The organism is Variovorax sp. GW821-FHT10B04 (genome assembly GCF_059415645.1).
The window spans coordinates 335,459-348,320 of record NZ_JBWKNQ010000004.1 but is presented as its reverse complement, the minus strand read 5'-3'; the positions used below and the strand labels follow the sequence as shown (position 1 = coordinate 348,320).

At 66.6% G+C, this 12,862-nt stretch carries 5 protein-coding genes; 1 reads left to right on the top strand and 4 read right to left on the bottom strand.

What is annotated here, in order from left to right; translation table 11 throughout:
- Positions 1 to 133: 133 nt before the first annotated feature.
- The 4 genes from AC07PZ_RS12710 to AC07PZ_RS12695 all read right to left on the bottom strand — a co-directional run bounded on the left by AC07PZ_RS12710 (position 134) and on the right by AC07PZ_RS12695 (position 3,904).
- A complete protein-coding gene (locus AC07PZ_RS12710; protein WP_495295449.1) occupies positions 134 to 1,087 on the bottom strand; it encodes a LysR family transcriptional regulator in 954 nt (317 codons plus the stop codon).
- A gap of 42 nt (positions 1,088 to 1,129) precedes the next feature.
- Positions 1,130 to 1,909 (bottom strand): ABC transporter permease, encoded by a 780-nt coding sequence (locus AC07PZ_RS12705; protein WP_495295448.1) that lies wholly within the window; start codon positions 1,907 to 1,909, stop codon positions 1,130 to 1,132.
- A 125-nt stretch (positions 1,910 to 2,034) separates the two neighbouring features.
- On the bottom strand, positions 2,035 to 2,838 hold the full coding sequence (locus tag AC07PZ_RS12700) for an ABC transporter ATP-binding protein (protein ID WP_495295447.1): 804 nt from the start codon (positions 2,836 to 2,838) through the stop codon (positions 2,035 to 2,037).
- Positions 2,839 to 2,842: 4 nt separating this feature from the next.
- On the bottom strand, positions 2,843 to 3,904 hold the full coding sequence (locus AC07PZ_RS12695; RefSeq protein ID WP_495295446.1) for an ABC transporter substrate-binding protein: 1,062 nt from the start codon (positions 3,902 to 3,904) through the stop codon (positions 2,843 to 2,845).
- Between the two features lie 801 nt (positions 3,905 to 4,705).
- Between AC07PZ_RS12695 and AC07PZ_RS12690 the strand changes: the two genes are divergently transcribed.
- The coding region (locus tag AC07PZ_RS12690) for a tandem-95 repeat protein (protein ID WP_495295445.1) at positions 4,706 to 12,862 on the top strand (8,157 nt) is incomplete at its 3' end.

Sequence of the window (12,862 nt, the reverse complement as noted above, 5' to 3'; positions counted from 1 at the left end):
TACACAGCAAGATTGCTGGCTGTTCCACTTCAGCCTTGAAGCGGAAAGCTGTGATTCGATGGTACGAACGGTGAAGAGCGGCGTCGATGACAACGTTTGAACGCCAGGTTCGCCAAGTCTCAAACCGACCGTCTCAAACCAGACGCCTGGATTCGAGACTGGCGCGCGCCGGTTGCGCGGCGGCCCTGATGCAGTCCATGAACACCATGGCGGCAGGGGACAGCAGGCGGCCTTGCTTGACTGAAAAGCCGTATTGATAGTCCAGGCGATACAGGTCCTGCCGCACCGGCCTCATTTCTTCTTCCAGAACCCAGTGCTCGGCGTAATGCTCCGGGAGAAACCCCACGTAATTGCCCGTCAGGATGAGATGCGCGGTCGCTTCGATATGAAAGGTCTCCACCTGGGCCACGTCGGGGTTGTGCCCCAGCAGAACCGGTGCAGCATCGAACCAGCGGGACAGGTACGACGTGTTTCTCAAGTCGGCTTCCGATATCTCGGCGTCTGGAATGCCGAATAACGGATGCTTCGATCCGCAATAGAGAAAGCTCGAACGCCTCAACAAAGGCGTGTAGTCGAACTTGCTCGAATAATCGTGCACCGCGGTAATGCCGACATCCAGCTTGCCTTCGTCGATGCGTCGCTCGATCTCATCGGGATGAAAGACGAACAACTCGAGGTTCACGTCCGGGTTCTCGTTCGTGAACGTGCACAACGCATCCTGAAAACGGAGCTCCTTCAGCCAGATGAACGAATCGAGCACCGCGACTCGCAGGCGCCCGCGCACGGAATCGCCCAGGGACTCGATCTCGTCCTGGAAGTCGTTGAGCGACTTCATCAATTCCGTCGCGGCCTTGTAGACCTTGACGCCGTCCTCGGTCAGTTCAAAGCCGTGGCGGCCCCGCTCGCACAGCCGCACGCCCAGGCGGGTCTCGATGTTGGACAGGTAGGTGCTGATCGTCGAGCGATTGATGCCAAGCCGCAGCTCCGCCGCCGCCAGGCCGCGGCATTCGGCAACGGCTTGAAAGACGCGCAGCAGGCGCAGATCGAGGTCGCTGATGCGACCCAGCTTGGCGCGGCGGTGTCCCATCTGGCGCTCACTCCACTTTCGCTGTCATCGCCGTTGGCCGCATCAACTGCTGCGCGACAGATCCGCGGATGAGTCGGCCCAGAAGATGACGCGCTTCGACAGGCGGCTCACCGCGGCGTGGAGCCCGAGGCCGATCAGGCTCAGGACGATCAGGATGGCGAATACGCCCGCCGTGTCCATCGAGAAATTGCGCTGGAGAATCAGGTAGCCCAGGCCCGCTTCCGCCCCGACGAACTCGCCGACGATGGCACCGATGACGGCCAGCACGATGCCGATGTCCAGGCCGGCGAACACGTAGGGCAAGGCGTGCGGCAGCCGAATCATCCGGAACACCTGCCATTGGTTCGCCGTGCACGCGGTCATCAGGTCGATCTGATCCTTGGGTGCCGAGCGCAGGCCCACGATGGTGTTGGCGACCAGCGGGAAGAAGACGATCGTTGCGGTGATCACGATCTTCGAAGTGGCGCCAAAGCCGAACCAGACCACGAAGAGCGGTGCGATCGCCACCTTGGGCATCGTCTGGAAAGCGACGACGTAGGGATACAGCAAGGTCTCCAGCAGGTCACTCAGGCCGATCGCGGCGCCGAGGACGAACCCCAGTGCGGCACCGATGACGAAGCCCGCAAGGATCTCGCCCAGCGTCACCAGGAGGTGCCGCAGGATCTCGCCGCTGACCAGGCCATCGAACAGCGCGTTCACCACGCTCGCCGGCCCCGGAAAGATCAATGGCGAGACCTTGAACAGCGCGACGCCGGCCTGCCACAGCGCAACGACGCACAGGAAGACGACTGCGATCAGCACCCGTCGCGCGTTGGGACTCATCCGGGCGCTGGCTTTTCGGCGTTGCGTTCTCTTCGCGGACGGCTGGAGCGCGCGCATCGGCCGGTCCGCCGCTGGCGTCATGGTGGGCGGGCGCTGGGCGGTGGCGGATATCGTCGGGTCCATCATCAGTCGAGTCCTCCCGAGGCATGAAGGTCGTCGCGGATGCCGCGGACGTACGCTCCAAAGCGCTCGGTGTTGATCAGGTCAAGGGTGCGCGGATTGGGCAGATCCACCGTCAGGATGCGGGTCACCCGCCCGGGTCGCGGCGACATCACGACGACACGATCGCCGAGGAACACCGCTTCGGGAATGCTGTGGGTCACCAGCATGATCGTCGCGCCCGTCTTCTCCTTGAGCCGGAGCAACTCCAGGTTCATCGACTCGCGCGTCATGGCATCGAGCGCACCGAAGGGCTCGTCCATCAGCAGGAGCAGGGGGTCGTTCACCAGTGCGCGCGCGATGCCGACGCGCTGCTGCATGCCGCCCGACAGCTCGCCGGGATATTTGGTCTCGAAGCTGGAGAGGCCCACCATGTCGAGATAGTGCCGGGCACGCTCCAAGGCCGTCGCACGGTCCCGCTTCTGCACTTCGGCCGGCACGAGCACGTTCTGCAGCACATTGCGCCAAGGCAGCAGGACCGGCGACTGAAACACCACGCCCACCTCGCGGCCCGGGCCGTCCACGATCCGGCCGGACACCGCGACTTCGCCTTCATTGCTCCACGCCAGCCCCGCCAGGATGCGCAGCAGCGTGCTCTTGCCGCAGCCGCTCGGCCCGACCACCGTGACGAACTCGCCCTTTCGGACTTCGAAATTGATGTCGCGCAGTGCCGCGACATCGCCACCGTCCTTGGAGCGGTATGTCTTGTTGACACCTGCGAAGCGGAAAGCGGGTGGTTCCGCCGCCGGCGCGGATAGCGAGGTTTGCATGCGATCAGACACCCTTGCAGGCCTTGGCCGCGGCGATGACCGCATCGTGGTCGAATCGATTGATGGCGGCTGCAAAGCCTGGCGTCGAGATCAGCATCGATTGCGGGGGAAGCTTGCGCTTGATCAGCTTCTCCTGGAACATGAAGTCCTGCATGCGCCCGTATGCCGCCGGGTCCATCGCACCGATGAGCTTGCCACCGTGCAGCTCGTGCGCCTCGCGCATCGACTTGAGCTGCGCCTGCAGCAAGGCCATGTCCCATTTGACGAGCGTCGCCTCATCCGCGCCGGTGGGCTTGGTGGACGGGAAGGCCTTCCATTGCACGCGGCGTGCGCAGTCCGGATTGGTCTGTGCAAACAGGGTCGCCATCGCCGAGCCGCGCGAGATGGCTTCCACCATGGCGGGGTCGGCGTCGATGGTCTTCTGCGTGGTGGCAAAAGTGAAGTCCGGCATCTGCGGCCAGCTGGGATCGCGCAGGACCCTGAGCGGCAGCCCCGCGTTCTCGAAGCCGACCAGCGCCGCGCCCCAGAACATCAGCGCCTGCACGCGATCGTTCTTCAGCGCCTCCAGCGCGGGCGCGCCGGCGCCCGTTGCAATCAGCTGGATGTCCGTGTCCGGGTTGATCCCGTTGTTCCTCAGGTAGCCCTTGAGCAACGGGACACCGCCCGTGCCGAGACTGAAGATGCCGATCTTCTTTCCCTTGAGATCCTTGATGTCCTTGATGCTGCTGCTCGCCGGAACGCCCACGCCCCAGTCCACCGGGTTGGTTCCCATCAGGCCGCGGACCGGCACATCGTTCTCGGTGTTGGCCTGGATGATGGCGGTGGAATTCAACTGGGCGAAATCGGCGCTTCCACCCACCATCTGTTGAACGGCGACCAGGGAGCCCGACACCGGAATCAGCTTGACGTCGTAGCCGGCGTCGCGCCAATAGCCGAGAGCGACCGGCAGTGTCAGCCAGGCGTACACCACGTTGATCACCTGCGTGCCGATGGCGATGGTCACGGGCTTGAGCGGAGCGGCCGGTGCCTGGGCATTCGCCGAAATGGTGCAGGCGAGAAGCGCCACCGAAGCGATGAATGAAGCTGCGCGCCGGGTCCAACGGTGTGGGTGCGCCTGCGGTCGCCCATGAAGTGCAGGGCGATGCGTGATGGTGCTGAAAGCAGAGGTCATTGCAACTTACCGGGTTGAGATCGCAAGTCGCTTGCACCACTGACTAGCACAAATCGTACCTGCGAAGGTTGAGTCGCGTCATGGTAAGGACGAGGTCGCCATCCTTCGATCACTACGTTTGCACGTGAGGTTCGCCTTGTTTCAAACCGACCGCGGACGGTTCGAGAGAGAGGGCAGCTGGTGCCATTGCGTTGCGCGCCGGCAATTCACACGGCTGCGCATCAGGGATTTCTCTGACCACCGCAATTCGCCGGCAGACACGCGCATTGCGTTCATTGCTCTGGAAATGAATCAAAAAATACTAATGATTCAATTTCTTCGTCTATTGATGGATGCGCTGACTAATACAGACTCCAGGAATTGTCTATCGCCCGGAACCACGGTTTCAAAACTAACAACTTGTTTGATGAAACACGCCTTTCCAAGCATCGGTTAACAAACGATAAATGCCCCTCTTTCGGCGACTTGGGGGGCTTTTCCCTTCGGGCGGCTGCCTTTTATCCGCTGCATTAGGTAATTCGTGTGACATGTGCAATTCGTGTTACTTATAGGCATGGAGCGCCGCCATGGCGCCCCTTCTCCCCAGTGACTGGGCAGCAGTCGCATTTCTCCAATTCCGATCCGGTGGCCCGATGCATGGCGGTTTTCCGCGCTGCACGCGCGCGCGCCGCCAATCTTTCCCGCGGGATCTGAACCATGGCCAGAAAGACACCTCGTTCCGACAAGCGCGCCGGCCGTCCCGCGGCCGCGGCCACACCCGATCCGCGTTTCGGCCTGCGAGCGATCGCGCTCGAAGCGCGCTACATGTTCGACGCGGCGGCGGTGGCCACCGGCGCGGACGTGCTGGCGCAGCAGACCGCCGACCAGCAGGCCGAGGCCGCGCTCGCCAATGCCGCGCATCAACAGGCCGAGCACGCGGCGGCGCCGGCTGCCGCGGCGCCCGACGACAAGGCCGCAGCGCATGGCGCCGCTTCGGCCGACCCCGCCGCACATGCCGACGTGCCGGCGGCCGATGCCGCCCGCACGCAGGACCTGGGCGACGCGCTGGCCGGAATGGACGCCCCGCAGGCGCACGGCGGTACGCAGATCGTCTTCATCGACGGCAGCGTCGAGAACGCCGCGACCCTGCTGCAGGGCATCGATCCTTCGGCGGAAGTGGTCTTCCTCGACCGCAACAGCGACGGCCTGGCGCAGATCGAACAGGCGCTGCAGGGCCGCACCGACATCGGCGCGATCCACATCCTGTCGCACGGCGATCCGGGGCAGATCCAGCTGGGCAACGCGGTCTACGACAACGCGGCGCTGTCCGCACGGGCGGCCGACCTCGCGGCCATCGGCGCGGCGCTGAGCGCCGACGGCGACATCCTGCTGTACGGCTGCGATACCGCCGAAGGCGTGCTCGGCCAGCAGTTCACCAACAGCCTGGCGCGCCTGACCGGTGCCGATGTCGCGGCGTCCGACGACGTGACCGGCGCCGCCAGCCTGGGCGGCGACTGGAACCTCGAATACCACGTCGGCCAGGTCGACACGGCGGTGGTGGTCGACGAGCGCACGCAGGCGCTGTTCGACAGCACGCTCGACGCCACGGCCAACAACGGCACCGGCGCGGTGCTGGCCGTGTATGGCCGAGACATCGTGAGCATCGACGTCGGCACCGGCCGCGCCACCGTCATCACCAGCGTGCCGGCCACGGTGGGCGGCGTGCAGGTCGGCAACACGCTCAACGCGCTGTCGCTCAACGCGGCGGCCGGGCTCATCTACTACTTCGACGGGTCGTCGACCACCTCGCGTGCGCTCTTTGCGTACGACTACATCAACAACACCCACATCCTGATCGACTCCGACATCACCGACGCCGGCAGCGTGGTGGTGGCGGGCTCGCAGGGCGTGAGCGGCGGCGGTGCGGCGTTCGCCAACGGCACCATGTATCTCGGGGTCGAGAACATCACCGGCACGTCGAGCGCCGACCGCATCTACCGCCTGAACTTCTCGTCCGACGGCCGCACCATCGCCAGCACCTCGGTCCTGGTGAGCGCGGTGTCGGGCGGCATGGACTGGGGCGACCTGGCGATCGACACGGCCAACAACGCGCTGATCAGCGTCGGCTCCAACGACAACAACGGCCGCTCGTTCGTGCGCTACGACCTGACGACCGGCAACCAGCTCACCAACGTGAGCTACACCGCCACGTCGATCCAGCTGGCGACCGCGTCCAACGGCAATCTCTACGCGCTGGGCGGCACGACGATCCAGAACATCAACCCGACCACCGGTGCGGTGATCTCGACCGCCAACGTGACGACCGATGGTTCCACCGCGATCACCGGCACCGTGACCGACGGCGCGGGCGCCGTGCCCGCCACCGGCGTGATCGGCGACAAGATCTTCGACGACAACAACGGCGACGGCGTGTTCGGCACGGGCGACACCGGCATCGGCAACGTCACCGTGCAACTGGTGGACGACGTCAACGGCAACGGCGTCGCCGACACCGGCGAGACCGTGCTGGCCACCGACACCACGGACGCGGGCGGCAACTACCGCTTCACCGGCGTGCTGCCGGGCGCCTACGTGGTGCGCGTGACCGACACCGGCAACGTGCTCGGCGGCAGCGCGCCGACCAACGGCACGGCGGTGCGCGCGGTGTCGCTCGCGACCATCGGCGCGTCCGACCTCACGCTGGACTTCGCCTATGCGAAGAACCCGCCGATCGTCGACCTGAACTCGGACATCACGACCACCGACGTCGTGACCAACGGCGGCTTCACCGGCGGCGGCACCGGCTGGACGTCGACCGGCTCCACCACCTTCTCGAACGACCGCGCCCAGTGGACCTCGGACACCACCAACGGCACGCTGACGCAGTCGGGCTACAGCGGGCTGCAGTCCGGCCCGGGCATCAACGGCGCGGCGCAGGTCGTGTTCGGCTTCGGCTGGAACAACAACAACATCCTGCTGGTGCCGGACTCCAACGTGTCCGGCGTGTTCACGGTGAGCGTGGGCGGCGTGGTCTACGCGACGATCACCACCGGCCGCTCGGGCGCGACCATCGCGACGGTCGCGTACTTCAACGGCGCCTCGGGCCCGAACAGCACGATCGCTGTGAGCACGCAGGGCACCTTCAGCTTCACCGACGTCACCATCAACCTGCCCAATTCGGTGGCCAACAACGGCGCGCTCGCGTTCAGCTATGCGCCGGGCGGCGCGCTGCTCACCGCGGCCGACGACGTCGCCATCGACAACGTGCGCGTGCTGACCTATGTCGACCCGACCGCGGGCCGCGACTGGACGGCCACCTTCACGGAAGACGGCACGGCCGTGTCGATCGCCGACACCGACGCGTCGATCGTCGACAGCGACTCGGCCAACATGATGTCGGCGCAGGTCGTGCTGACCAACGGCCAGTCCGGCGACCTGCTGCGCATCGGCGGCACCGCGCTGTCGAACGGATCGACCGGCACCGTCAACGGCGTGACCTACAGCGTGAGCGTGGCCAGCGGCGTCACCACCATCAACCTGAGCGGGTCGGCCACCAAGGCGGTCTACACCAGCCTGATCCAGTCGATCACCTTCGAGAGCACGAGCCAGAACCCGAGCGCATCGCCGGTGCGGGACATCACCGTCACCGTCAGCGATGGCGGCTTCAGTTCGAACACCGCGCACACCTACATCACCGTGGTGCCGGTCAACGACGCGCCGGTGCTCGCAACCGGGTCGACCGTCACGTACACCGAGAACGGCACGGGCACCGCGGTGAACGGCGCGATCGTGGTGTCCGACGTGGACAACACCACGCTGGCCAGCGCGTCGGTGGCGATCACGGGCGGCTTCGCGGCGGGGCAGGACGTGCTGGCCTTCACGAACGTGCCCGCGACCATGGGCAACATCGCGTCCAGCTACAACGCCACCACCGGCGTGCTGACGCTGACGTCGGCCGGCAACACCGCGACCGTGGCGCAATGGCAGGCCGCGCTGCGCGCCGTGCAGTATTCGAACAGCAGCGACAACCCGTCGACCGTCGCGCGCACGGTGAGCTTCACCGTCAACGACAGCGCGGCCAATTCGAACGTCCTGGCGTCGACCGTCAACGTCGTGGCCGTCAACGACGCGCCCACGCTGGCGACCGGCTCGACACTGAGCTACACCGAGAACGGCAGCCCCGCAGCGATCAACGGCGCCATCACCGTGGCCGACCTCGACAACACCACGCTGGCGAGCGCCACCGTGGCGATCAGCGGCAACTTCGTGCCGGGGCAGGACGTGCTGGGCTTCACGAACGTGCCGGCGAGCATGGGCAACATCGCGGGCAGCTACAACGCGGCCACCGGCGTGCTGTCGCTGAGTTCCGCAGGCAACACCGCGACCGTGGCGCAATGGCAGGCCGCGCTGCGCGCGGTGCAGTATTCGAACAGCTCGGAGAACCCGTCGTCGCTGGTCCGCACCGTGAGCTACACGGTCAACGATGCGGCCGCGAATTCCAACACGGTGACGTCCACCGTCAACGTGACGCCGGTCAACGATGCGCCGGTCAACACCCTCCCCACGGGCTGGACGACGAACGAGGACACCTCGCTGTCATTGACCGGCCTGCAGGTGACGGACGTGGACGCCGGCACCGGCAACGTGCGCGTGACCTTGAGCGTGCCGAGCGGCGCGCTGACCGCGACGTCGGGCAGCGGCGTGACGGTCGGTGGCAGCGGCACGGGCACGCTGACGCTGGACGGTTCGCTGGCCAGCATCAACGCTTATCTGGCAAGTACCGCGCGGCCGAACTACGTGCCCGTGGCCAATGCCAACGGCAGCGTGACGCTGACGATGGTCACCAGCGACCTGGGCAACACCGGCGCCGGTGGCGCGTTGACGGACACCGACACCACCCTCATCACGATCACGCCGGTCAACGACGCGCCGTCCGGTGCCGACCGCACGGTGGCGATCAACGAAGACACGGCCTACACCTTCTCGACGGCCGATTTCCCGATCACCGACCCGAGCGACACGCCGGCCAACACGCTGCAGTCGGTGATCGTCACCACGCTGCCGCCGGCATCGCAGGGCGTGCTGCGCCTGAATGGCGTGGCCGTGACGGCAGGGCAGACCATCGCCGTCGCCAACCTGGGCCAGCTGACCTTCACGCCGACAGCCAACATCAACGGCAACGGGCTGGGCAGCTTCACCTTCCAGGTGGTCGACAGCGGCGGCACGGCCAACGGCGGTGTCAACACCGACCCGACGCCCAACACCTTCACCTTCAACATCGCGCCGGTCAACGATGCGCCGGTCGGCAACGCCGACACCAACACGATCGCCGAAGACACGACCGCCACCGGCAACGTGCTGACCAACGACAGCGACGTGGACGGCGACACGCTGACCGTGACGCAGTTCGTGGTTAACGGCACGACCTACACCGCAGGCCAGACCGCCACGCTGGCCGGCGTCGGCACGCTGGTGATCAACGCCAACGGCGCATACACCTTCACACCGGTCGCCAACTACAACGGATCGCCGCCTGTGGCGACCTACACCGTCAGCGATGGCACGGCCACCGCGACGTCGACGCTGACCCTGACGGTCACCGCGGTCAACGACGCGCCCATCAACACCATCCCGACGGGCTGGACGACGAACGAGGACACCTCGCTGTCGCTCACCGGCCTGCAGGTGACGGACGTCGACGCCGGCACCGGCAACGTGCGCGTGACCTTGAGCGTGCCCAGCGGCACGCTGACTGCGACGTCGGGCAGCGGCGTGACGGTCGGCGGCAGCGGCACGGGCACGCTGACGCTGGACGGTTCGCTGGCCAGCATCAATGCGTACCTCGCGAGCACCGCGCGGCCGAGCTACGTGCCCGTGGCCAATGCCAACGGCAGCGTGACGCTGACGATGGTCACCAACGACCTGGGGAACACCGGCGCCGGTGGCGCGTTGACGGACACCGACAGTGCCGTCATCACGATCGCGTCCGTCAACGACGCGCCTTCGGGCGCGGATCGCACGGTGGCGATCAACGAGGACGTGGCCTACACCTTCTCGACGGCCGATTTCCCGATCACCGACCCGAGCGACACACCGGCCAACACGTTGCAGTCGGTGATCATCACCACGCTGCCGCCGGCGTCGCAAGGCGTGCTGCGCCTGAACGGCGTGGCCGTGACCGCGGGGCAGAACATTCCGGTGGGCAGTCTGGGGCTGCTGACCTTCACGCCGGCCGCGAACATCAACGGCAACGGCTTGGGCAGCTTCACCTTCCAGGTGGTCGACAGCGGCGGCACGGCCAACGGCGGCATCAACACCGACCCGACGCCGAACACCTTCACCTTCAACATCGCGCCGGTCAACGATGCGCCGGTCGGCAACGCCGACACCAACACCATCGCCGAAGACACGACCGCCACCGGCAACGTGCTGACCAACGACAGCGACGTGGACGGCGACACGCTGACCGTGACGCAGTTCGTGGTCAACGGCACGACCTACACCGCCGGACAGACCGCCACGCTGGCCGGCGTCGGCACGCTGGTGATCAACGCCAACGGCGCGTACACCTTCACGCCGGCCGCCAACTACAACGGATCGCCGCCTGTCGCGACGTATACCGTCAGCGACGGCACGGCCACCGCGGCATCGACGTTGACCCTGACGGTCACCGCGGTCAACGACGCGCCCATCAACACCATCCCGACGGGCTGGACGACGAACGAAGACACCTCGCTGTCATTGACCGGCCTGCAGGTGACGGACGTGGACGCCGGCACCGGCAACGTGCGCGTGACCTTGAGCGTGCCCAGCGGCACGCTGACTGCGACGTCGGGCAGCGGCGTGACGGTCGGCGGCAGCGGCACGGGCACGCTGACGCTGGACGGTTCGCTGGCCAGCATCAATGCGTACCTGGCCAGCACCGCGCGGCCGAGCTACGTGCCCGTGGCCAATGCCAACGGCAGCGTAACGCTGACGATGCTTACCAACGACCTGGGCAACACGGGCGCCGGTGGCGCGTTGACGGACACCGACACCACCCTCATCACGATCACGCCGGTGAGCGACGCGCCGTCGGGTGCGGACCGCACGGTCGCCATCAACGAAGACGCGACCTACACCTTCTCGGCAGCCGACTTCCCGATCACCGACCCGAGCGACACGCCGGCCGACACGCTGCAGTCGGTGGTCATCACCACCTTGCCATCGGCATCGCAAGGCGTGCTGCGCCTGAATGGTGTGGCGGTGGTGGCGGGGCAAAGCATTCCGGTCGGCAGCCTTGGCCTGCTGACCTTCACACCGGCCGCGAACGTCAACGGCAATGCGCTGGGCAGCTTCACCTTCCAGGTGGTCGACAGCGGCAGCACGGCCAACGGCGGGCAGAACACCGACCCGACGCCCAACACCTTCAGGTTCAACATCGCGCCGGTCAACGACGCGCCGGTCGCCGGCAACGACACGGTGAACGCGACCGAGGACACCGCGCTCACGATCCCCGCGGCCACGCTGCTGGGCAACGACAGCGACGTCGATGGCGACACGCTGACCATCACCAGCGTGCAGGGTGCCGTCAACGGCACGGTGAGCCTGTCCGGCGGCAACGTGCTGTTCACGCCCGCGGCCAACTTCAATGGCGCGGCGAGCTTCACCTACACCGTGAGCGATGGCAATGGCGGCACGTCGACGGCCACGGTGACGGTCAACGTCGCGGCCGTCAACGACGCGCCGGTGGCCGGCGACGACGTCGCCAGCACGCCGATCAACACGCCGCTCGCGAACATCCCGGTGCTGGCGAACGACAGCGACGTGGACGGCGACACGCTCACCATCACGAGTGCCACGCTGGTCAACCCGGCGCAGGGCACGGTCACCATCAACCCGAACGGCACGCTGAGCTTCAGCCCCGCCAGCAACGTCGCGGGCGCCGTGCTCGTCCGCTACACCATCAGCGACGGCAACGGCGGCACGGCCACCGCCACGCTGACGGTCAACGTCGGTGCCAACACACCGCCGAACAGCGCCAACGCCACGGTCAACGGCACCGAGGACACGCCGGTCACGCTGGGCAGCGGCAGCTTCTTCTTCAGCGACGCCGACAACGGCCAGACGCTGGCTGCGGTGCGCATCGACACGCTGCCGGCCAACGGCACGCTGCTGCTCAACGGCGTGGCCGTGAGTGCGGGGCAGGTCGTCACCATTGCGGACATCAACGGCGGCGCACTCCGGTTCGTGCCGGCCGCCAACGGCAATGGCGCCGCTTACGCGAGCTTCAACTTCTCGGTGCAGGACAGCGCCGGTGCGTTCGACACCACGCCGAACACGCTCACCTTCAACATCGCCGCCGTCAACGACGCGCCCGTGGCCACGGCGGACAGCGCCACCATCGCCGAAGACACGACCGCCACCGGCAACGTGCTGACCAACGACAGCGACGTGGACGGCGACACGCTGACGGTGACGCAGTTCGTGGTCGGTGGCACGACCTACACCGCAGGCCAGACCGCCACGCTGGCAGGCGTCGGCACGCTGACGATCGCCGCCAACGGCGCCTACGTCTTCACGCCGGCCGCGAACTACAACGGCCCGGTCCCGGTAGCGACGTACACGGTCAGCGACGGCGCGGCCAGCGTCACGTCGACACTCACGATCAACGTGACGCCGGTCGACGACCCGTTCACCGACGCCGACGAGAACGTCAGCGTGAACGAGGACACCACGTTGACCGGTTCGGTGCTCACCGGCACGACCAGCGTGGACGGCCCGGTGACCGTCACCGGCTTCAGCGTGGCGGGCGACGCGACGAACTACACGGCCGGCCAGAGCGCCACCATCGCGGGCGTCGGCACGCTGGTGATCAATGCCAACGGCAGCTAC